21 protein-coding genes are annotated in these 23,535 nt (G+C 39.0%); 14 read left to right on the top strand and 7 right to left on the bottom strand.

Annotated features, from left to right (window positions below):
- Positions 1–38 precede the first annotated feature (38 nt).
- The 4 genes from clpX to bolA form a co-directional block, all read right to left on the bottom strand.
- A complete protein-coding gene (clpX, locus tag H1225_RS01320) occupies positions 39–1,310 on the bottom strand; it encodes an ATP-dependent protease ATP-binding subunit ClpX (RefSeq protein WP_006535087.1) in 1,272 nt (423 codons plus the stop codon).
- Between the two features lie 140 nt (positions 1,311–1,450).
- Positions 1,451–2,074: an ATP-dependent Clp endopeptidase proteolytic subunit ClpP gene (clpP, locus tag H1225_RS01315; protein ID WP_004245088.1), complete on the bottom strand. Its 624-nt coding sequence runs from the start codon at positions 2,072–2,074 to the stop codon at positions 1,451–1,453.
- Positions 2,075–2,330: 256 nt separating this feature from the next.
- On the bottom strand, positions 2,331–3,635 hold the full coding sequence (gene tig / locus H1225_RS01310; RefSeq protein WP_115065102.1) for a trigger factor: 1,305 nt from the start codon (positions 3,633–3,635) through the stop codon (positions 2,331–2,333).
- A gap of 321 nt (positions 3,636–3,956) precedes the next feature.
- The gene (gene bolA / locus H1225_RS01305; RefSeq protein WP_006535089.1) at positions 3,957–4,271 is read right to left on the bottom strand and encodes a transcriptional regulator BolA; all 315 of its coding nucleotides are present in this window, start codon (positions 4,269–4,271) and stop codon (positions 3,957–3,959) included.
- 340 nt (positions 4,272–4,611) lie between these two features.
- On the opposite strand from bolA, the gene H1225_RS01300 reads away from it, so the two are divergent.
- Positions 4,612–5,190, top strand: coding sequence for a YajG family lipoprotein (locus H1225_RS01300; RefSeq protein WP_006535091.1), 579 nt, complete (start codon positions 4,612–4,614; stop codon positions 5,188–5,190).
- Between the two features lie 55 nt (positions 5,191–5,245).
- Positions 5,246–6,766 carry a muropeptide MFS transporter AmpG gene (gene ampG / locus H1225_RS01295; RefSeq protein ID WP_109847877.1) on the top strand — a complete coding sequence of 507 codons (1,521 nt, stop codon included), beginning with the start codon at positions 5,246–5,248 and terminating at the stop codon, positions 6,764–6,766.
- An 84-nt stretch (positions 6,767–6,850) separates the two neighbouring features.
- On the opposite strand, the gene dbpA is transcribed toward ampG, so the two are convergent.
- Positions 6,851–8,224 carry an ATP-dependent RNA helicase DbpA gene (gene dbpA / locus H1225_RS01290; RefSeq protein ID WP_115065099.1) on the bottom strand — a complete coding sequence of 458 codons (1,374 nt, stop codon included), beginning with the start codon at positions 8,222–8,224 and terminating at the stop codon, positions 6,851–6,853.
- Between the two features lie 359 nt (positions 8,225–8,583).
- On the opposite strand from dbpA, the gene H1225_RS01285 reads away from it, so the two are divergent.
- From H1225_RS01285 to H1225_RS01255, 7 genes are all read left to right on the top strand, one after another.
- Entirely contained in the window at positions 8,584–9,345 is a 762-nt protein-coding gene (locus H1225_RS01285) for a nucleoside-specific channel-forming Tsx family protein (RefSeq protein WP_072063671.1), read from the top strand.
- A gap of 496 nt (positions 9,346–9,841) precedes the next feature.
- The gene (gene cyoA, locus H1225_RS01280; RefSeq protein ID WP_006535098.1) at positions 9,842–10,792 is read left to right on the top strand and encodes a cytochrome o ubiquinol oxidase subunit II; all 951 of its coding nucleotides are present in this window, start codon (positions 9,842–9,844) and stop codon (positions 10,790–10,792) included.
- 4 nt (positions 10,793–10,796) lie between these two features.
- Complete coding sequence (gene cyoB / locus H1225_RS01275) at positions 10,797–12,779, top strand: cytochrome o ubiquinol oxidase subunit I (protein WP_072063672.1); 1,983 nt, start codon at positions 10,797–10,799, stop codon at positions 12,777–12,779.
- Positions 12,779–13,390 carry a cytochrome o ubiquinol oxidase subunit III gene (locus H1225_RS01270; RefSeq protein ID WP_036932890.1) on the top strand — a complete coding sequence of 204 codons (612 nt, stop codon included), beginning with the start codon at positions 12,779–12,781 and terminating at the stop codon, positions 13,388–13,390. The genes cyoB and H1225_RS01270 overlap by 1 nt, the downstream gene beginning before the upstream one ends.
- On the top strand, positions 13,390–13,722 hold the full coding sequence (locus H1225_RS01265; protein ID WP_006535101.1) for a cytochrome o ubiquinol oxidase subunit IV: 333 nt from the start codon (positions 13,390–13,392) through the stop codon (positions 13,720–13,722). The genes H1225_RS01270 and H1225_RS01265 overlap by 1 nt, the downstream gene beginning before the upstream one ends.
- 11 nt (positions 13,723–13,733) lie before the next feature.
- Positions 13,734–14,618, top strand: coding sequence for a heme o synthase (cyoE, locus tag H1225_RS01260; protein ID WP_072069392.1), 885 nt, complete (start codon positions 13,734–13,736; stop codon positions 14,616–14,618).
- Between the two features lie 173 nt (positions 14,619–14,791).
- A complete protein-coding gene (locus tag H1225_RS01255; protein ID WP_072063675.1) occupies positions 14,792–16,162 on the top strand; it encodes an MFS transporter in 1,371 nt (456 codons plus the stop codon).
- A 78-nt stretch (positions 16,163–16,240) separates the two neighbouring features.
- Here H1225_RS01255 and H1225_RS01250 read toward each other — a convergent pair whose 3' ends face one another.
- The gene (locus H1225_RS01250) at positions 16,241–16,732 is read right to left on the bottom strand and encodes a YajQ family cyclic di-GMP-binding protein (protein ID WP_072063676.1); all 492 of its coding nucleotides are present in this window, start codon (positions 16,730–16,732) and stop codon (positions 16,241–16,243) included.
- A gap of 225 nt (positions 16,733–16,957) precedes the next feature.
- On the opposite strand from H1225_RS01250, the gene panE reads away from it, so the two are divergent.
- Entirely contained in the window at positions 16,958–17,878 is a 921-nt protein-coding gene (gene panE, locus H1225_RS01245; RefSeq protein ID WP_072063677.1) for a 2-dehydropantoate 2-reductase, read from the top strand.
- Positions 17,847–18,464, top strand: a complete 618-nt coding sequence (gene yajL / locus H1225_RS01240) for a protein deglycase YajL (RefSeq protein WP_006535107.1) — start codon at positions 17,847–17,849, stop codon at positions 18,462–18,464. The genes panE and yajL overlap by 32 nt, the downstream gene beginning before the upstream one ends.
- A 91-nt stretch (positions 18,465–18,555) precedes the next feature.
- On the opposite strand, the gene thiI is transcribed toward yajL, so the two are convergent.
- Positions 18,556–20,007, bottom strand: coding sequence for a tRNA uracil 4-sulfurtransferase ThiI (gene thiI, locus H1225_RS01235; RefSeq protein WP_109847880.1), 1,452 nt, complete (start codon positions 20,005–20,007; stop codon positions 18,556–18,558).
- Positions 20,008–20,208: 201 nt separating this feature from the next.
- Between thiI and xseB the strand changes: the two genes are divergently transcribed.
- From xseB to dxs, 3 genes are all read left to right on the top strand, one after another.
- Complete coding sequence (xseB, locus tag H1225_RS01230; protein WP_006535109.1) at positions 20,209–20,472, top strand: exodeoxyribonuclease VII small subunit; 264 nt, start codon at positions 20,209–20,211, stop codon at positions 20,470–20,472.
- Positions 20,473–21,396, top strand: coding sequence for a (2E,6E)-farnesyl diphosphate synthase (gene ispA / locus H1225_RS01225; protein WP_109847881.1), 924 nt, complete (start codon positions 20,473–20,475; stop codon positions 21,394–21,396). It begins immediately after the preceding gene.
- Between the two features lie 66 nt (positions 21,397–21,462).
- Entirely contained in the window at positions 21,463–23,328 is a 1,866-nt protein-coding gene (gene dxs, locus H1225_RS01220; protein WP_109399297.1) for a 1-deoxy-D-xylulose-5-phosphate synthase, read from the top strand.
- The last annotated feature ends 207 nt before the right edge of the window (positions 23,329–23,535 follow it).

Genomic DNA, 23,535 nt, shown 5'->3' with positions numbered 1-23,535 from the left:
ATAATGTCAGACAAAGGACACTGCCAAATTACGATGCATTATTCACCTGAAGCCTGATTTTCTGGCTGACTATAAATAACCAGCGGCTCAGATTTTCCATTAATAACGCCTTCATCAATGACCACTTTTTCTGCATTTTCAAATGAAGGAAGGTCATACATCGTATCAAGTAATGCAGCTTCAACAATCGAACGTAAACCACGAGCACCCGTTTTACGTACCATGGCTTTTTTCGCTATTGCAGTCAGCGCTTCCTTACGGAATTCTAAATCTACACCTTCTAATTTAAATAATGCCTGATATTGCTTAGTCAATGCATTCTTAGGTTCTTGTAAGATCTGGATTAACGCTTCTTCGTTTAATTCGCCTAGCGTTGCAACAACAGGTAAACGACCAATAAATTCAGGGATAAGACCAAATTTAATCAGATCTTCTGGCTCAACTTGGGCTAATAATTCACCTTCGCTAGCTTTCTCTTTTTGGCTTTTAACTTCTGCGCCAAAACCAATACCTGAGTGTGTATTTAAACGCTGTGCAACAACTTTATCGAGTCCTGCAAATGCACCACCACAAATAAAGAGGATTTTAGAAGTATCAACTTGTAAAAATTCTTGTTGTGGGTGCTTACGTCCGCCTTGAGGAGGAACAGAAGCGACAGTGCCTTCAACTAATTTTAATAATGCTTGCTGTACACCTTCACCAGACACATCACGGGTGATTGATGGGTTTTCAGATTTACGGGTGATCTTGTCAATTTCATCAATATACACAATACCACGTTGTGCTTTTTGCACATCGTAATCGCATTTTTGTAGCAGTTTTTGAATGATGTTTTCAACATCTTCACCCACATAGCCCGCTTCTGTCAGCGTTGTGGCATCTGCCATAGTAAAAGGAACATCAAGGTAGCGTGCTAATGTTTCTGCTAGTAACGTTTTACCGCTACCAGTAGGACCAATCAGCAAAATATTACTTTTTCCTAGCTCAACACCATTGGCTTTATCGCCATTACGCAGACGTTTATAGTGATTATAAACGGCAACAGCCAAAACTTTTTTAGCCAATTCCTGACCGATAACATAGTCATCAAGGTGCTTACGGATTTCATGCGGCGTTGGCAATTCACTGCGTTCATGATGAGGTGCCAGTTCTTTTATTTCTTCACGAATGATATCAACACATAGATCGACACATTCATCACAGATATAAACCGACGGACCAGCGATCAATTTTTTTACTTCATGCTGGCTTTTACCGCAGAAAGAGCAATACAGAAGCTTCCCAGAGCTATCTTTGCGCTTATCTGTCATCAGTCAACCTCACTTAGTTATTCCTCTTATTATTTATAAGAAGAAAGTCTTTTTTACATAAATATTGATAGCCGTTTTCTTTGCATTATTGACTAACAAAGAAAACGTATTAATTCAGTTGCTATTACAACGTGTAATAATTAGCTACGTTGAGTATAGACTTTATCCACTAATCCATATTCTAACGCTTCGTTAGCAGATAAGAAACGATCACGCTCAGTGTCTCTTTCTATTTCTTCAATAGATTTACCTGTATGTTGAGCCATTAGCTCATTCATACGGGATTTTACTTTCAAAATTTCTTGAGCATGAATTTGAATATCTGTTGCTTGCCCCTGGTAACCACCTAATGGTTGGTGGATCATCACACGGGAGTTAGGTAAGCAAATACGTTTACCTTTCGCACCAGCAGATAATAAGAAAGCGCCCATTGAACACGCTTGCCCCATACAAATGGTACTAACATCTGCTTTGATATACTGCATGGTGTCATAAATAGACATACCCGCAGTAATTACACCACCTGGTGAGTTGATATACAGGTTGATGTCTTTCTCTGGATTTTCTGCTTCTAAAAATAGCATTTGAGCAACGATAAGATTAGCCATGTGATCTTCAACTTGGCCAGTCAGGAAAATAATACGTTCTTTCAATAAACGTGAGTAAATGTCGTAAGAACGCTCTCCTCGCGAAGTTTGCTCTATAACCATCGGCACCAGAGCCATATTAGGTGCGAATTGTTCCTGTGTGTCGTTAAATGACATGTCTGTCTCCTATTGCATTCTTATTGGTGCCAATGACAACAATTTTACTTGAGATAATTGATCATGACCATTTCTAATGATCTAATCTCTCACAAGACATTCAAGGCGCCTCGCGAGGAGTAATAAAGAGAATATAGAATTATCTGGAGATAATCGCTCAGATTTCAAGGCTAATTTTGATAAATATATACAAACTGAAAAAAACCCGTGGTAAAAACCACGGGTTTTTGCTTAAAACCGATATCGCGGTTAAGAATTAACCCATTTGAACTTCGTTCATTAGTTCAGTGAAGTTAGTTTCTTTTTCAGTTACTTTAGCATTTGCTAAGATTTTTTCTACCGCTTGCTCTTCTAACGCAAGATTACGAATGTTGTTCATCAATTGTTCGTTCTTATTGTAGAACTCAACAACTTCTGATGGATCTTCGTAAGCTGAAGCCATTTCATCGATCAGTGCATTCACACGATCGTCTTCTGCTTTCAGTTCATTACTATTGATCACTTCACCTAACAGTAATCCAACGATTACACGACGTTTAGCTTGTTCTTCGAACAGTTCACGTGGTAATTGCAGAGCTTGTTTCTCATCGCCACCAAAACGTTGAGCAGCTTGACGTTGCAGAACTTCAATTTCGCTGTTTACAGCAGCTGCAGGTACGTCAACTTCGTTTGCTTTAACTAAGCCATCAATAACTTGTGTTTTAACACGAGTACGGATTGCATTTTTCAGTTCACGTTCCATATTTTTACGTACTTCAGCACGTAAACCATCAACAGAACCATCTGCAATACCAAAACGCTTGATGAACTCTTCAGTTAATTCTGGCAGTTCACGCTCTTCAACTTTTTTCAGGTTGATAGCGAATTGTGCTTTTTTACCTTTCAGGTTTTCAGCGTGGTAATCTTCTGGGAAAGTCACATCAATTGTGAATTCTTCTCCAGCTTTATGACCGATAACGCCTTCTTCGAAACCTGGGATCATACGACCTTGACCCATTGCCAGTACGAAATCTTCAGCTTTTCCGCCTTCAAATTCTTCACCGTCAATAGAACCGTTGAAATCAACAGTTACGCGATCTTCTGCTGCGACTGCGCCGTCTTTGTCTTTCCACTCTGCTTGTTGCTTACGCAGTGTTTCTAACATGTTATCAACGTCTTCGTCTTTAACAGTAACAACGGGTTTTACAACTTCAATGCTTTCCAGATCTTTCAGTTCGATTTCTGGGAAAACTTCGAATTCTACAGAGTAAACAAAGTCTTCACCTTCTTTGTATTGCTCTGGTTTGTATTCAGGTGCGCCAACTGGGTTTACTTTGTTTTCGATGATAGCGTTAATGAAATTACGCGACATTAAATCACCAAGAACATCATTCAGTACAGACATACCATAACGCTGTTTAACCATAGACATTGGAACGTGACCTTTACGGAAACCATCAATGCGAACAGTTTTAGCAGCTTTTTTCAGTTCACTGTCTACAGCAGTTTGGATATCAGCGGCTGGTACGGTGATTGTGACACGACGCCCTAGGCCTTGAGTCGTTTCAACAGAAACTTGCATCTTGTTACCTCAAAATAAGTTTTAGTGCTCGGTCTACTTTAAAGGAAACTAACATGATATTGACATGTTTAGGTTTATTTTCCTTTCAGAACCGGGGCCGCCACATTTAAAAAAACGAGGATCCCTGATATCAGAAGCATCCCGAAACCTTACTGAAAATTAGACGCGACATTATAACGATCTAGAGGGGTTGAGTCGAGAAAGAGCCGTTTTATTCCTCAATTTTTTCATAAAATCGAGCAACTCCACCCTTTTTTCCTCTATAAAGAACAAAAAATACGCATCTTAGGATCTATTTACTCACGATTAACGATAAGGTTGTTAATCTTCTTGGCTTCCGCCACGACACCCAGGAGAGCGTAATGCTTTATCCTGCTGTTCATTCCATTCACTCAAAGTAAAAGTGTGTAATGCTAATGCATGAACACCATTTTCCATTTCATGAGCTAATGTTTGGTACACATCACGATGGCGTGTAACACTACGTTTCTCATTAAAATCATCACTAACGATAATGACTTTAAAGTGACTTTCAGAGCCTTCGGGCACATTATGGCGATGGCTTTCGTTTATTACTTGTAAAAAATGCGGTGAAAAGCGCGAAATCAGCTTATTCTCAATATCATCACGGATCATCTCTGCCCCTAATACTCTAGCCTTTATACCATGGTGAACAAAAAATAAGTCAACCAGCCTATATTGATTTAGTCTTTATCAATACAAAATGATGAGCTTATTCTTTTTAATTTTGCTGATGATAATCGCTTATTTTTCATCTTGAGTAAAACCATTGACCAAATATTGGCAAATACATGAGTAAAAATGAGAGTAATTTGAAATAAAATCAATTGATAAAATCAGATAATTTCGTTCTTTAAGGGGATATTAGCAACCTATTAGCAGTGGTATGATAGGCTAAAGTTTGAAGCCTATTCTACTTATTAACACAACAGACTTATTTAACCGAGATTACCTCATGATTAAAAATTTACTCTGTGCTGTTTTTGCATTAACACTACTTTCAGGTTGTGCAACTCCAAGTAACAAATTATCCATTGAGCCAGTGATGTCAGTTCCTGCGGCCGACCCTACAATGCGCCCTATTTCACTGAATATTTCAAGCCAAGACAAACGCGCATCAAAAAACCTAGCGGAAATCAACCGTAACGGTAAATTAGAAGCCCTTGTTCCAACTCGTGACATTGCATTTTTAATGCAAGAAGTTCTGCAAAAGCAAATGACAGCTCGTGGTTTTATGATAGGTTCTCCTGCTTCTGCTGATGTAATTATTGTTATCAATAAACTCAATGCAGATGTTGGCGAAGGTAGTATTCGTCATAATATCAGTGCAAAAGCGGATATTTCAGTTATCGTTACCCTACCAAATGGCAGCTCTAATACCAAAACATTCCGTACTAGCTACAATGTCCAAGGCCCATTTGGCGCAACTAATGAGAAAATTGCCGCCGCGATTAATAATGTCTTAAGTGAGCTCGTTAGCGATATGGCAAAAGACGCTTCAGTCAGTCAATTTATCAAATCTAACGCCCGTTAATTTATTAGAATAAACGACCTGTTATCTTAAACAGGTCGTCGAAAGGAATTCTTGCATGGTTCAGCCTGCCTTCAAACAAACCACTTGGTACAAATCATTTATTTTACTGTTACTTGGCTTTACTTCTGGATTACCACTTGCATTAACCGCGGGTACATTACAAGCATGGATGACAGTAGAAAACATTGATTTAAAAACCATTGGTTTCTTCTCATTGGTGGGACAAGCCTATGTTTTTAAATTCCTCTGGTCACCCTTTATGGATCGCTATACCCCCTCTTTTCTTGGTCGACGCCGAGGATGGATGTTACTCACTCAAATAGGGTTAGTACTTGGTATTGCAGGAATGGGATTTTTAAATCCTAATGATCATTTATGGTGGCTAGCCTCTCTAGCTGTCATTGTTGCTTTTTGTTCTGCTTCACAAGATATTGTTTTTGACGCCTATAAAACAGATATATTAAAAGCAGATGAGCGTGGTACAGGTGCTGCAGTTTCTGTCCTAGGTTATCGCATAGCCATGCTTGTTTCTGGAGGAATGGCACTTTGGTTAGCTGATAAGTATATTGGTTGGCAAAATATGTACTGGTTAATGGCTGCCTTAATGGGAATTGGTATTATTGCCACACTACTTGCCCAAGAGCCAGAAACCACCGTAAAACCACCGCGTACACTCTATGAAGCCGTTATTGAACCTTTATATGAATTCTTTTCTCGTAATAATGCTTGGCTAATTTTACTGCTTATTGTGCTGTATAAAATGGGAGATGCTTTTGCCTTAAGTTTAAGTACCACTTTTCTTATTCGCGGTGCGGGGTTCGATGCAGGTGAAGTAGGATTAGTGAATAAAACACTTGGGCTTGCAGCCACTATTATTGGGGCATTGCTAGGTGGTTTATTAATGCGCCGTTGGAGTTTATTTAAAGCACTGATGATTTTTGGTATTTTGCAAGGTGGCTCAAATATCGGGTATTGGTATTTAGCTATTTCTGAACAAAGTATTTATAGCATGGGTGCGGTAGTTGCATTTGAAAATATCTGTGGAGGAATGGGAACAGCCGCATTCGTCGCCCTTTTAATGACACTTTGTCATCTCTCCTTTTCAGCAACACAATTTGCGTTGCTCTCGGCTCTCTCTGCAATTGGTCGTGTTTATGTTGGCCCGGTTGCAGGCTGGTATGTTGAAAGTCATGGTTGGGAAGCATTTTATCTTTTTTCTATCGTTGCTTCTGTACCTGGCCTTATTTTGCTGTTGGTTTCGAAAAACACACTTATTTATACGCAAAAAACGGGGGAATTCCTTAGAAGAACCTTGTTTATTAAACAGTACCGTTTTGCTATTTATGGCTTGATGCTAACGACTCTTTTCTTTATTTGTAGTTTAATTCTTGTTGTTACAAATTCACTACCAACATTAGAAATATTCCAATCTGTCGATTTTATTCAAAAAATAGATACTGATAGATTAAGTTCTTGGGCTTCAACACTCTTTTTATATGGTGTTATTATTGGTGCGATAAGCCTTATCTTTGGCACAATCCTAGATTATTTAGCCCTTAAGAAAACAACACATTAGTTTTATTACTTTCTCAAGATATGAACCATAAAAAAGGACAGGTTAAACTGTCCTTTTTGTATTCTTATGTTCTGAGTAAAAAATTTATCTAAATAATCTTACTTTTACTGATTTACCTTTGATTTTACCTTGTTGCAGCTGTTTCCAGACTTGTTTTGCAATAGATTGTTTTACAGCAACATAAGCATGTGTTGGGTTAATCATAATTTTACCAATATCGGCACCATTGAACCCCATATCACCCGTTAATGCCCCTAAAATATCACCAGGGCGCATTTTGGCCTTTTTACCACCATCAATACATAATGTTGCCATCGTTGCTTCAAGTGGCGTAATTTGTAGGCCTGTAGGAATAGGCAACCAATTTATCTTCATATGAAGCATTTCTTCTAAAGCATTGGCACGTTGAATTTCTTCTGGTGCGCAAAAACTGATTGCTAATCCACTCTCACCCGCTCTGGCTGTACGCCCAATACGGTGAACGTGTACTTCAGGATCCCATGATAATTCGTAATTGATCACCATTTCTAACGCTTTAATGTCAAGCCCGCGAGCTGCAACATCTGTTGCGACTAATACACGACAACTCCCATTAGCAAAGCGAATAAGCGTTTGATCACGCTCTCTTTGTTCCATATCGCCATGTAAAGCAAGCACACTTTGATTGCTTTCTGTCAGTGTTTCATACACATCTTGGCAATCTCGCTTTGTGTTACAAAACACGACGCAAGAAGCTGGTTGCTCACGACTTAACAGTTTTTGCAGCAATCCTATTTTTCCATGACGAGATATTTCATAAAACTGCTGTTCAACAGCCGGAAGTTCATCAACAGAATTGATTTCAATAGTGATTGGGTTTTGCTGGATCTTACGACTAATTGTTGCGATCTCATTTGGCCAAGTTGCAGAAAAAAGCAATGTTTGGCGTGCCGTTGGCATACGAGAAATAATATCGTTGATATCATCAAAAAATCCCATATCCAACATTCTGTCTGCTTCATCCAACACCAATGTTTTCACATCATCTAAAGTGACAGTCTCTTTCTTTAGGTGATCAAGCAATCTGCCCGGTGTTGCAACAATAATATGTGCAGCATGTATTAATGAATCACGCTGGATACTAAATGGAACTCCGCCACACAGCGTTAATACTTTGATATTTGGAAGATAACGAGCAAGACGACGTAATTCATTTGCAACTTGATCAGCAAGTTCTCGCGTTGGACATAAAATAAGTGATTGAGTATTAAACTGTTTTGCATCAATGTGTTGCAAAAGCCCCAAACCAAAAGCAGCCGTTTTACCGCTACCTGTTTTTGCCTGAGCGCGAACGTCCTTTCCTTCAAGAATAGCGGGCAAAGCAGCTTCTTGAACCGGAGTCATAGTGAGATAACCCAATTCATTAAGGTTAGCGAGTTGTTCAGCAGGAAGTGCGTTAAGTTCAGCAAATGAGGTCACAATGAAAATTCCAAGTAAGATAAAAACGAATATTGGCTAATGATACTATCCCTTGATTCCTGTGTCGTGAGGTATTTTTACGCGATTGTTACCACATATTTTTCTTTCTTCTTCCGCTTTCTTTTTTTGCCCAAAAACAGTGATTAAGCGCTTAATCCATTCAAAGCATCTCAAATAATAAAAATAAACTAAACAATACTAAAATTCTCATTTTTAATTATCAATTTAATATTCTAGAAATAGATCTTATTTTCAACATCATAATCTGCAAATTACAATTTTATAGGTTATAGTTTCAAAAAATATAAAAATATAAATTCACCGCAAAATTATTTCATTAAAATAAATTGAGATTATTCATGATAAAAAAAACATTTTTATTAACCATCGCAAGTACACTTTCTTTATCTGCTCAAGCTAGCTATTTAGGTGGCTTCGCTAATACCAGCATCAATTATCTTGATTGGACTACTCATACAACACACAAAACAGGGCAATCTTCTCATAAAGATGATTTTGCCTATCTAGAACTTGAAGGTGGTGCCAACTTTTCATGGGGTGAATTTTACGGTTTTTTTGATCTAGAAAATCCCTTTAATCCTCGAAAAACAGAACCAGGTGATAATCAACGTTATACTGTTAAAGCAACAAGTCGCATTTACTTAGGTGAAAGTGATGTTAATTTATACGGACATATTTACGGTACATGGTCACTTCCCGGTAAAGAAAACAACGGCAACTTCCATGAAGTTAATACACTTTACGGCTTAGGCTATAACACACAAATAGATAATTTATGGTTTAAACCATTTATTGCGCTTCATTATGTCGATCAAACTTACTATTCAGGAAATAATGGCTACGTTGTTGGCTGGGTTGCTGGATATGATTTTTCGATTAGCGCTCAAAAATTTAGCATTAGCAATTGGCATGAAATGGAATTTAACCGTCATGAGCGTTATGGCAATGGGGGAAAAGATGGATTTAATGGCGCTTTAGCTTTTTGGTGGCATCCAACGACCTCTATTACTACGGGTATTCAATATCGTTATGCTTATAAAAAGTTAGGCGAAGATTTTTTGCAAGACGGCATTGTATATAGCCTGAAATATAATTTTTGATCGCTAATTGTTAATTTTTATTACAGCGAAAGCATTTTTATTCGCTGTAACCTCTTTTTACCACTTAATGGAAAGTTTTCTTATTGGATATAAATATTCATCAAATTACTAATTAGCCATATTAAAAATTACACAAACATCAAATATGGATATTAAACATTAATATAAAAAGGATTTCACCTATCAACTCTCCTCCGACCTCTAATCTGTTACTTTTTTAATCACAATACGTTTTCTTACACTTTTTATTGCATTTTTATTTGTAAAAATATGTATTTATTTTAAAAACATGGTACTTTATGAAATTATAGTTAATACGCAATAATTAAATTAACATTTATTTAATATTTTGATTACTTGTGATCACATTAACACAAAAGACCAACCAACCACTTACTTACCATTACAATTGTTTACACTGTCGCAACCTTACCGTAAAATGTCCTTACTGATACTGATGAAACAACAATAGAACCTTTGTCATTTGGGTCGTTGGATGAGACTTATGAAATACATAAAAAGTATTGGGACACTCTCGCTATTAGCAGCAGCTCTTCTCTTAAGTGGCTGTGATATGGCGTTAATGAATCCCAAAGGCGCTATCGGCGCTGAGCAAAAAACATTAATCCTCATTGCGCTTGGTTTAATGTTAATTGTTGTGATACCGGTAATACTGATGGTGATTGTTTTCGCTTTTCGCTACCGTGAATCCAATACTAAAGCCACCTATCGCCCAAACTGGGCTCACTCAAATAAAATTGAACTCGTCGTTTGGACTGTGCCAATTATCATCATTGTGATTTTGGCGAGCATTACATGGAAAACAACCCATGAGCTTGATCCTTACAAACCTTTAGAGTCCACAGAAAAACCTGTCACCATTGAAGTTGTTTCAATGGATTGGAAATGGTTATTTATCTATCCAGAACAAGGTATTGCAACAGTTAATGAACTGGCTTTCCCTACTAATGTTCCTGTTAATTTCAAAATCACTTCTGACTCTGTCATGAACTCATTCTTCATCCCTCGCTTAGGTGGACAAATCTATGCGATGGCAGGAATGCAAACTAAGTTGCACTTAATTGCGAATGAACCTGGTGAATATCAAGGTATGTCTGCAAGTTATAGTGGACACGGTTTCTCTGATATGAAATTTACAGCGATTGCGACACCTGATCGTGCCGGTTTCGATGCGTGGGTTGAAAAAGTCAAACAATCGCCAGATACGTTAAATACGACCGCTGCATTTAATGAACTTGCTAAACCAAGCCAGAAAAATCCAGTGACCTACTATTCAAGCGTGAAGCCAATGTTATTCCAAGAAACTATTTCTAAATTTGGTCATACAGGTCATGGCGCTCACACAGGTGGCAATCAGACAGCACATGCTGATGCAACAATGAATATGAACATGAGCCATGCGGCGCATGCAGGAGCAGAGGAATAAAGGCATGTTCGGAAAATTAACTCTTGATGCAATCCCTCTACATGAACCAATTATCGTAGTTACTTTACTCGGTATTGTTCTTGGTGGACTTGCTATTGTTGGCGCACTAACTTATTTTCGTAAATGGAAATGGTTGTGGACCGAATGGTTAACCAGCGTTGACCATAAAAAAATTGGTATTATGTATATCCTCGTTGCAATGGTCATGATGTTCCGTGGCTTTGCCGATGCAATTATGATGAGAAGCCAACAAGCTCTCGCCTCTGCCGGCGAAGCTGGTTTCTTACCACCTCATCACTATGATCAGATTTTTACCGCACACGGCGTTATCATGATTTTCTTCATGGCGACCCCTTTCGTTGTAGGTCTGATGAATCTTGTTGTACCTTTACAAATTGGTGCCCGTGATGTGGCCTTCCCTTTCCTTAACTCACTGAGCTTCTGGTTCTTTGTCGTTGGTGTAGTACTCATCAACATTTCTTTAGGTATTGGTGAATTCGCACAAACAGGTTGGTTAGCTTATCCACCACTTTCTGGTTTGGAGTATAACCCAGGAGTCGGGGTAGATTATTGGATATGGAGCTTACAGATATCCGGTATTGGTACGCTTCTAACTGGGGTTAACTTCTTCGCGACTATTCTGCGTATGCGTGCGCCGGGTATGAGCATGATGAAAATGCCAGTATTCTCTTGGGCTGCTTTATGTACTAACGTCCTGATTATTGCTGCATTCCCAATTTTAACAGTTACTATTACGCTATTAACTTTAGACCGCTATCTTGGAACGCACTTCTTTACCAATGATATGGGCGGTAACATGATGATGTACATCAACCTTGTATGGGCTTGGGGTCATCCAGAAGTTTATATCCTTGTTCTGCCTGTATTTGGTGTGTTCTCTGAAGTTACAGCAACATTCTCTAAGAAACGGTTATTCGGTTATACCTCTTTAGTTGGTGCAACTGTCGTTATTACCGTATTGTCATTTATCGTTTGGTTACACCACTTCTTTACTATGGGTTCGGGGGCTAACGTAAACGCCTTCTTCGGTATCGCCACGATGATCATCGCTATACCAACAGGAGTTAAAATCTTTAACTGGTTGTTTACGATGTATCAAGGTCGTATCGAATATAAAAGCCCAATGTTGTGGACTATCGGTTTCCTTATCACCTTCTCTGTTGGGGGGATGACTGGGGTTCTGTTAGCCGTTCCGGGTGCAAACTTTGTTTTACATAACAGCCTATTCTTAATTGCCCACTTCCATAACGTTATTATCGGTGGTGTGGTATTTGGCTGTTTCGCAGGGATGACTTACTGGTTCCCTAAAGCATTCGGTTTCACACTGAATGAGAAATGGGGTATCCGTGCATTCTGGTTCTGGTTTATCGGCTTCTTTATGGCCTTTATGCCACTGTACATTCTTGGCTTTATGGGTATGACTCGTCGTATCAGCCAAAATATCAACCCTGAATTCCATCCAATGTTAATGGTTGCTGCGGGTGGCGCTGCATTGATTGCTATCGGTATCGCTTGTCAAGTTATCCAGATCTACGTAAGTATCCGTGACCGTGATCAAAACCGTGACTTAACGGGCGATCCATGGGGCGGACGTACGCTGGAATGGTCAATTTCCTCACCGGCTCCTTTCTATAACTTTGCCGTTGAACCTAATGTTCAAACTCGTGATGAGTGGTGGGATCAGAAAGAAAAAGGCACAGCCTATCAGCGTCCAACCAAATACGAACCGATCCATATGCCTAAAAATACTGGCGCAGGTGTGATTATTTCAGCATTCAGCTTAGTCCTTGGTTTTGCCATGATCTGGCATATCTGGTGGTTAGCTATTGTTGGTTTCGCTGGCATGATTGTCACTTGGATCGTGAAAAGCTTTGATACAGATGTGGATTACTATGTCCAAGTACCTGAAATTGAAGCTATCGAGAATAAGCATTATGAAGAACTGAAAAAAGCAGGTGTGAAATAATGTCTACTCAAACTGTAAATAACACAAACGCCCATGAACATCATGGGCACCACGATGCAGGAGCGACGAAAGTTTTCGGCTTCTGGATCTATCTAATGAGCGACCTTATCCTGTTTGCCAGCTTATTCGCCACTTATGCGGTGCTTGTTAACGGGATTGCAGATGGTCCTTCAGGTAAAGAGATTTTTAGCTTACCGTTTGTTTTAGTTGAAACCTTCTTACTGCTATTTAGTAGTATCACTTTTGGTTTCGCTATGCTGAGCATGAATAAAGGTAGCGTTAGCCAAGTTAATCTGTGGTTATTTGTTACTTTCTTATTCGGCTTAGGTTTCGTCATCATGGAAGTTTACGAATTCCATGAGCTAATCGCAGAAGGTTATGGCCCAGATCGCAGTGCATTCTTATCTGCATTCTTCGCATTAGTTTCAACGCACGGTCTTCACGTCACTGCGGGTTTAATTTGGATTGTAATTATGATGATCCAAGTATCACGCCGTGGTTTAACTGAAGTTAACCGTACTCGTTTAAGCTGTTTAAGTCTGTTCTGGCACTTCCTTGACGTTGTCTGGATCTGTGTGTTCACCGTAGTTTATCTGATGGGAGCGATGTAATGAGTCATCCAAATACTTCTCCTTCAGGCGCAAGCCACGGCAGTATGAAGTCTTACCTAATCGGCTTTATTCTGTCTGTTATCCTCACCGTTATTCCATTTTGGATGGTGATGGAAGGAACAGCGACACCAGCAACAATTCTCTGGACTGTTGTCGGTATGGCAGTTGTGCAGATTGTGGTTCACTTAGTCTGCTTCTTGCATATGAATACGTCATCAGAAGAGCGCTGGAACGTCGTCGCATTCCTGTTCACACTGCTTATTATCGGCATTGTTGTCGTAGGCTCGTTGTGGATTATGTACAACCTGAACATCAATATGATGATGGATTAAGAGTTGTCGCTATGATTAAGCAATACCTACAAGTCACCAAACCAGGAATTATTTTCGGAAACTTAATTTCTGTAATAGGTGGTTTCCTTCTCGCCTCTAAAGGTGAGATTGACTACCCCCTATTTGTCGCGACTCTACTTGGGGTGTCTCTGGTCGTTGCTTCTGGTTGTGTTTTTAACAACTATATTGACCGTGATATTGACCGTATCATGGAAAGAACGAAGAACCGCCCATTAGTTAAAGGATTAATTGACCCTCGAATTAGCCTGATTTATGCCTCAGTATTAGGTATTGCAGGTGTTGTGCTGCTCTATGTAGCAGCCAACCCGCTTGCAATGTTTATCGCTGTATTTGGTTTTATTATTTATGTTGGGGTTTATAGCCTCTATATGAAGCGTAAATCTGTTTATGGCACACTGATTGGAAGTTTATCTGGCTCTGCTCCCCCTGTTATCGGTTATTGTGCCGTTAGCGGTGAGTTTGATGCAGGCGCGGCAATCCTATTACTTATCTTTAGTTTATGGCAGATGCCTCACTCTTATGCCATTGCTATTTTCCGTTTTAAAGACTACCAAGCAGCTAATATTCCGGTATTACCCGTTATTAAAGGGATCTCAGTCGCTAAACGCCATATCATTCTTTATATTCTGGCATTTATGATTGCAACCTTAATGCTGACATTAGTTGGATATGCGGGCTATAAATATCTAATAGTTGCTTCTGCCGTCAGTATTTGGTGGTTGGGCATGGCTTTATCCGGTTATAAAGCAACCAATGATAAAGTGTGGGCACGAAAATTATTTATTTTCTCTATTGTGGCAATCACTTCATTAAGTGTAATGATGTCGGTTGATCCAACAAGCTCAACAGAAACTGTTTTTGCTTATTTAAGATAATGTATTTACTAAAGTAACCGAAAGACCAGTCAGCCTTCTGACTGGTCTTTTTTTATACTGTTTCGCGACTAAAGAAGATATCAGTACAGTTTTGACTTTTTTACATCCCATTTATTGATTAACCTCGTTATAAAATGTCATTACAATGGGGTATCAGTAATACGAGGTAATCCATGAATGATAATAAAATGACCCCATTAGAGCGCAAAGCTACATGGGGACTAGGCACTGTCTTTTCTCTTCGCATGCTTGGCATGTTTATGGTACTCCCAGTTTTAACCACCTATGGGCTTCAGCTACAACACGCAACAGAATCTCTCATTGGATTAGCCATCGGTATTTATGGATTAACACAGGCTATATTCCAAATTCCTTTTGGTATTTTCTCTGATAAATTTGGTCGAAAACCTATGATTGTTTTTGGCTTAATTATTTTTATTGTCGGGAGCCTTATTGCAGCTCTTAGCGACAATATTTACGGCATTATTATTGGTCGGGCACTACAAGGTGCTGGCGCTATATCAGCCGCAGTTATGGCTTTACTCTCCGATCTAACTCGAGAACAAAATAGAACAAAAGCAATGGCCTTTATTGGTATTAGCTTTGGGATAACCTTTGCTTTAGCCTTAGTTTTAGGCCCTATTTTAACGCATATTTTTGGCTTACATGGCCTGTTTTGGGGAATTGCTCTACTCGCCTTGGGTGGCATTGTTATTACGCTTTTTACTGTGCCGAATAGCGAACACCCTATTCTTAATCGAGAATCTGGTTTTGTCCGTGGCAGTGTAAAAAAAGTCTTATTTGATGCACAGCTTCTTAAGTTGAATACGGGTATTTTTTCACTACATACTTTATTAATGGCTGCATTTGTTGCCCTTCCTCTAGTTATGAGTAGCGCTGGTTTAGCAAAAGAGAAGCATTGGATTGTTTATCTAGTCACCATGCTAATTGCCTTTATTACTGTACTCCCTTTTATTATCTATGCAGAAAAAAAACGTAAAATGAAACAGGTTTTCTTATTCTGTATCTTTTTACTAATTATCGCTCAAGTTATTTTAATAAGCTCTGGCTCTAGTTTATGGCTAATTATTGCTGGCATTCAGGTCTTTTTTATTGGCTTTAATATTATGGAAGCACTACTACCTTCATTAATCAGTAAAGAAGCACCTGCTGGCTATAAAGGTACAGCAATGGGAATTTATTCCACCAGCCAATTTTTAGGTGTGGCATTAGGCGGTATTTTAGGGGGATGGCTTTATCAGCATTATGATGCACAAATCGTATTTCTGGGCTGTTTAGTGATCGGCATTATTTGGTTTTTGATTAGCTTAACATTACGCCAACCCGCTTATGTCAGTAGCTTACGCGTTGAATTACCTAAAAACCTATCTTCAAGCCAACAACAGAGACTACAACAATTATTTAATCAACAACCGGGGGTTAATGAAGTTGTGATTATGGCTGATGAACAAAGTGCTTATATCAAGGTTGATACTAAACAGACACCGAGAGCAACATTAGAGTCGCTAATCTCTTTGGTTTAAAGGTCGATAAATTGACGGGATAAAATAAAAATGCGCTGGTTTAACAGCGCATTTTTATATGACTCAATAGATAAACAATTAGTCACGGAAATTATTAAATTGGAATGGCTGCCCTAACTCACCTTCTCTGACTAATTTCATTACGGCTTGTAAATCATCACGTGATTTACCTGTAACACGGACTTGCTCACCTTGAATTTGAGCCTGAACTTTTAATTTACTGTCTTTGATCAACTTAACAATTTTTTTTGCTAAGGCTGTATCAATACCTTGTTTCAGCGTGGCTTCTACGCTGTACATTTTTCCACTGTGAGTCATCTCTTCAGGGATATTTAATACCGCACCATCAATCCCTCTTTTTGCCATTTTCTCACGCAGAATATCTAATAATTGTTGAACCTGAAATTCAGATACACTGGTCGTTTTCACTGACTCTGCTTTTTCGTTTAATTCAAAGCTTGCTTCAACGTTACGAAAATCCCAGCGAGTAGTCAGTTCACGTTGCGCGTTTTCTACTGCATTACGCACTTCATGTAAGTCAACTTCAGATACGATATCAAAAGATGGCATTCTTTCTTCCTCAATAAATAAATACAACCCGAATAATAGCTTCTTTTAGAGTTGCAAAAAAGCATTGCACATTCAATAACAAATTTATCCCTTTCATTTCCTCTTATAGTAAAGCGCAAACATACATTAAACAGGAAAGTGTAATCAATGTTATAATTTTAACTTAATAGTCTAATAAGCGTCAGTAGCCATCTTGCGCTATTACGATTTGCAAAAAGAGGCACAATGAAAATTACCGTTTTAGGATGTGGTTCGATTGGTAAACTTTGGGTTGCCGCTTTAACACTTCAGTCTCATGAAGTACAAGGTTGGCTAAGAGTGCCACAGCCTTTTTTAGACGTAAGTGTTGATAACATTAATGGTGAGCCTTTTTATCAGCGTATTACTGCAAATCAACTTGAATGGTTAAAGCAGAGCGAATTATTAATTGTTTGCTTAAAATCTTGGCAAGTATCAGATGCTGTTAATGCACTATTACCTTATCTTTCTGCACAATGTCCGATTTTACTCATTCATAATGGTATGGGTACTGCCGATGAATTAACAGCAACACAACACCCCATTATCAGACCTATATTACAAGGCATTATTACTCATGGTGCTTATCAACAAGGGCAAGATGTTATTCATACAGCAACAGGAATAACACATATAGGTCCATTAAATCATGCGGCTCAACAATATAGCTATTTAGCAGAAACCTTGCATCATGCATTGCCTGATGTCGCTTGGCATAATGATATCCATACCATTAGTTGGCTAAAACTTGCAGTTAATTGTGTTATCAATCCTCTTACCGTTTATTATCAATGCCGTAATGGTGATTTATTGCGTTATCCTGAGCATATTCAAAAAGTATGCGACGAAGTTTATCAAGTGATGGAACGTGAGGGAGTCGTACCAACGTCTCAAGCTCACCTTCATGGCTATATTATTGATACCATAGAACAAACTGCAAATAATTATTCTTCTATGTATCAAGATGTGAAATATCAACGCCATACAGAGATTGACTATATTACGGGTTATTTATTACGTCGAGCTTCAGAACAAGGGCTTGTATTGCCAGAAAATAACCGCCTTTTTCAATTTATTAAACAACAGGAAGGCAATTATGACCATATCAGCGCTCATCTGCCTAGCTAATGGAAGCGAAGAGACCGAAGTCGTCACTACCGTAGATTTACTGGTAAGGGCTGGGATTAATGTCGTACTTGCAAGTGCAGAAAATGATGTTGATGATCTTATTATCACTTGTTCTCGTGGTATTAAACTTGTCGCCGATGCGCCTCTAGTTCGTGTTGTTGATCATCACTATGACGTTATTATTCTCCCCGGTGGATTACAAGGTACTGAAACATTGAGAGATAGCCCTTTAGTGGTCGAAAAAGTACGTCGCATGCACAGTGAAAATAAACTTGTCGCAGCCATCTGTGCAGCACCGGCAATGATCCTTGAGTCTCATAATATTTTTCCCATCGGCAACATGACAGGTTTTCCTGCATTAAAAGATAAAATATCACCGAAAAAATGGGTTGATTATCGAGTCTATTTTGATGAAAGAGTCAATTTAATTACTAGCCAAGCACCCGCAACATCTATCGATTTTGCACTAAAAATTATCGAACGCTTAAAAGGTAAAGAAGCTGCTGCTGATGTCGCCAAACAACTCGTATTACCACCCGGTATTTATAATTACCAAGATGAATTTACTGGGTTCGGGGATAGATAGATAATAAAAGCCACTATATTGAACTGTTCTAACATATTAGACTGCTCAATATAGTGGCTTTTTTTATTCCTGATAACTAAAGATTATCGCACTACTTTTTACGATACACTTTTACGTTTTCAAAACCTTGCTCACGTAAATAAAGCGCTTGTAAACGGCTCATCATGCCGCGATCACAATACAGTAAATAGGTTTTAGTTTTATCTAAATCACCAAACTGAGTGCTTAATTTATAGAAAGGTAATTCTTTAACATCAATGCCATCCATTTTTAATGGTGATGTTTCTTGTTCTTCAGGGGAGCGAATATCAAGAATAACGTCATTTGCACCGAATTCAGAGACCATTTCAACTTCTGTGACTTGTTGTACAGTTTCTTCGGCTATACGGCGAATATCCATATTCTTGGCATTTTCAACAACGTTATCAAGAATAGAAAAATCAAATTTCTCTTCTTCCGCTTCGATCTTCGCTTTGACGGCTTTCACTGTTGGGCTTTTTGAAATTACCCCACAAAATTCTGGCATTGTGCGAGCAAAATCTTCTGTGCCAATTTGGCGAGCAATATTGATAATGCTCTCTTTATCATGCGTGATAAGAGGACGTAAAATTAACGTATCTGTCGCATTATCAATTAAACGCAAATTAGTTAAGGTCTGACTAGAAACTTGGCCTAATGCTTCGCCAGTCACAATTGCTTGAACACCATAACGCTCTGCCACTCTTGATGCTGCACGTACCATCATACGTTTTAATACAACACCCATTTGACCATCATCGACTTTTTCTAAGATTTCTGCGACAACAGGTTCAAAATCAACAGCAACGAAATGCACTTTATGTGAACGACCAAAACGGTTCCATAAATAATGCGCAACTTGTTTAACGCCAATTTCGTGTGCAGAACCGCCTAAGTTAAAGAAACAATAGTGAACTCGGCTACCACGACGCATTAACATATAGCTTGATACACCGGAGTCATAGCCACCAGAGATCAGTGATAAGACATCTTCTTGCGTACCAATTGGAAAACCACCAATACCTTCATAGCGCGCATTGACTAAAATAAGTTTATCATCTTCAATTTCTAAATTAATGGTGACATCTGGACGCGTTAATTTCACTTTTGCACTTTCAACATGTTGGTTAAAACCACCACCAACATAACGCTCAACTTCATTTGAAGTAAAACTGTGCTTACCACGACGTTTGGCACGAACACAAAATGTTTTGTTTTCAACTAAATGCTTAAATGCCGCAAAAGTTTGCTCAAAAATATTATGTAAGTCGGTATAAGGATGTTCTTCGACTTGTAAAATGTGATGAATACCAGGAATGCGTGTTAATGCATCACATACTGCTTCACTTTTACTTTCGTCTTTACTCACAACCACAATGTTATCCCAATTACGGACAACTGTGATTTCATCGCCGATTGAATTTAATACATTACGGATATTGCTAGTGAGAATTTTGATAAAACGTATACGAACTGATTGGCTTTTGATCGTAATTTCGGGGAATAATTTAATAATAAACTTCATAGTCAATGGTCATAGGTTATTAAGTAGAAACATAAACTACAGTGATGTAAATTGACTGGAGTTTATAAAAGTCACAAAGTATATCACCAATATTTAGGGCTCACCCGCAAAAATCATCGACTGAATAAGAAATTTTCATCTTACTTGTAGTAAGATGATGACTATTATTCAGCGCTAACATGCTTTATTATCAAAAATATTATGGCTAAGAAAACGACTCCAATTAACGAAGACATCTCACAAGCACCAAGTTTCGAAGCATCCATGCAAGAACTTGAGCAAATCGTAAACCGTTTAGAATCCGGTGAACTCCCTTTAGAAGAAGCGCTTAATGAGTTTGAACATGGCGTTCGTCTAGCCCGTGTTGGACAAAAAACATTACAAGACGCTGAACAGCGTGTTCGTATTCTTCTAAAAGAAGACGATAATGCAACTCCTGATGATTTTATCCAAGAGGCAGAATAATTGAGTAACGCAACTTCAAGTACGGATGCGTTCCGTCATAAATTAGATTCCGCCCACCAGCGTGTTGATGATGCATTAAACCAAGCGCTATCAGCTTTACCATTCACTGACATGCCTCTAGGTAAAGCCATGCATTATGGCGCTCTTTTAGGTGGCAAGCGCTTACGCCCTTTTCTTGTTTATGCTGTTGGCGAAATGTTTAAAGTCCCTGCACTAAACCTTGATGCACCCGCTGCCGCAATAGAATGTATTCACGCATATTCCCTTATTCATGACGATTTACCTGCGATGGATGATGATGATTTGCGCCGCGGTAAACCAACATGTCATATTGAATTCGGTGAAGCCAACGCTATTTTAGCAGGTGATGCACTACAAGCTCTGGCTTTTGAGATCTTAGCAAAAAATCCAATGCCTGATGTTGCAATAACTGATCGCGTTGCAATGATTGCTGAATTAGCAACAGCTAGCGGGCTTGCAGGTATGTGTGGTGGTCAAGCTCTTGATCTTGAAGCAGAAGATAAATCGATTGATCTCGCATCTCTTGAAAAAATCCATTTACACAAAACAGGTGCGTTAATTCGTGCGGCTGTTCGTTTAGGCGCCTTTAGTGCAGGCTCTAAAGGCCATGATGTATTACCTGCATTAGATAAATATGCTCATTCCATTGGCCTTGCCTTTCAAGTGCAAGATGACATTTTAGATGTCATTGGCAGTACTGAAGAAACAGGAAAACGTCAAGGTAGCGACCAAGAATCAGGAAAAAGCACCTATCCTGCACTCCTTGGGTTAGAGCAAGCTCAAAAGAAAGCACAGGAATTGTATAACGAAGCACTGGATGCCTTAGCGTTTCTTGAGCAATACGAGTACGATACAACCACGCTTAAACAATTAGCGAGTTTTATCGTCGAACGGAAAAACTAATAACAAATAAAGAGAGCAGCTTACCTGTTCTTTCCCTATTACAAGTGATTAATTAATAGGCATCACATGAGCATTGATATCGAAAAATATCCCACATTGGCGTTGGTTGAAACACCAGAAGATTTGCGCCTATTACCAAAAGAGAGTTTACCTAAACTCTGTGATGAGCTAAGGCTATTTCTTCTTAACAGTGTCAGCCGCTCAAGTGGTCACTTCGCCTCAGGTTTAGGTGCTATTGAGTTAACAGTTGCTCTTCATTACGTCTATAAAACCCCTTTTGATAACCTTATATGGGATGTGGGTCATCAGGCATATCCTCATAAAATCTTAACAGGTCGCCGTGACCGCATTGATACAATTCGCCAAAAAAATGGATTACATCCTTTCCCTTGGCGTGAAGAGAGCGAATACGACAAACTTTGTGTCGGTCACTCTTCAACCTCTATCAGTGCAGGTTTAGGTATGGCTGTTGCCGCTGAACAAGAAAAACTGAATAGAAAAACAGTTTGTGTCATTGGTGATGGTGCAATTACTGCGGGTATGGCTTTTGAAGCAATGAACCACGCAGGTGATATTGAACCAGATATGCTCGTTGTTCTTAATGATAACGAGATGTCGATTTCAGAAAACGTTGGTGCGTTGAATAATCACCTTGCACAATTGTTGTCTGGCAAACTGTATACTACCTTGCGTGAAGGCGGAAAAAAGGTTTTCTCTGGCCTTCCACCAATTAAAGAATTACTGAAAAAGACAGAAGAACATATCAAAGGCATGGTCGTTCCTGGCACCATGTTTGAAGAATTAGGATTTAACTATATCGGCCCAGTTGATGGTCATGATGTTATTGCGCTAGTACAAACACTCGCAAATATGCGTGATCTAAAAGGCCCTCAGCTTCTGCATATTATGACTAAAAAAGGTCGAGGATATGCACCTGCTGAACGTGATCCTATTAGCTGGCACGCTGTACCTAAATTTGATCCACAAGCAGGTACATTACCTAAAAGCCCTAATGCACGACCTACATTTTCCAAAATTTTTGGTGACTGGTTATGTGAAGAAGCCTTAACCGATCCAAAACTGATGGCAATTACCCCAGCTATGCGTGAAGGCTCTGGTATGGTGCGCTTCTCAAAAGAATACCCATCACAATATTTTGATGTTGCGATCGCAGAACAACATGCCGTTACCTTTGCGGCAGGTTTAGCTATTGGTGGTTATAAGCCGATTGTCGCTATCTACTCAACATTCTTACAACGCGCTTACGACCAAGTTATCCATGATATTGCCATTCAAAAGCTGCCTGTTTTATTTGCTATTGATCGTGGCGGTATTGTGGGAGCAGATGGCCAAACTCACCAAGGTGCTTTTGATCTCTCATTCTTACGCTGTATTCCTAATATGGTCATTATGGCGCCAAGTGATGAAAATGAGTGTCGCCAAATGCTTCATACTGGTTATCACTATCAGGATGGCCCTGTTGCTGTACGCTATCCAAGAGGCTCTGGTGTTGGTGCGCAATTGCAACCACTTAGTCCACTACCTATGGGTAAAGGTATTATTCGTCGCCAAGGCAAAGGTATTGCGATCCTAAACTTTGGTACATTACTACCAGAAGCATTAGAAGTCGCTGAAAAACTTGATGCAACTGTGGCGGATATGCGTTTTATCAAGCCTCTTGATAAATCACTTATCCTTTCTCTGGCAGAACAGCATGACATGTTGGTAACACTAGAAGAGAATGCCATTATGGGTGGGGCTGGCAGTGGTGTTAATGAGTTACTCATGCAAGAGCGTTGCTTAGTACCTGTCTTAAACTTAGGTATACCTGATCTGTTTGTGCCACAAGGTGGACAAGAAGAGATCAGAGCTGACTTAGGATTAGATGCAGAAGGTATTGAGAAATCAATTAACGCTTATCAAGCTAAATAATTCTATTATCATTTAAATCGCTCCGACTTTCCTGAGTTGGAGCGATTATTAAAAAGACTCGCCACTTCTTATCTTACTTTATTTAAAAAATTATCCTTGCTTGCATTCTATATTTCATTCTTTTCAAGCTTTGTTGAATGTCACATTTTTATGAAATTCACTGAAAACAACCACTTCATCTCTTGAATCAATTCAGCGTTAATTTAT

Source organism: Proteus penneri (assembly GCF_022369495.1).
Lineage (GTDB): Bacteria > Pseudomonadota > Gammaproteobacteria > Enterobacterales > Enterobacteriaceae > Proteus > Proteus penneri.
The sequence above is the reverse complement of the archived record's forward strand: the minus strand, read 5'-3'. Positions and strand labels throughout refer to the sequence as shown.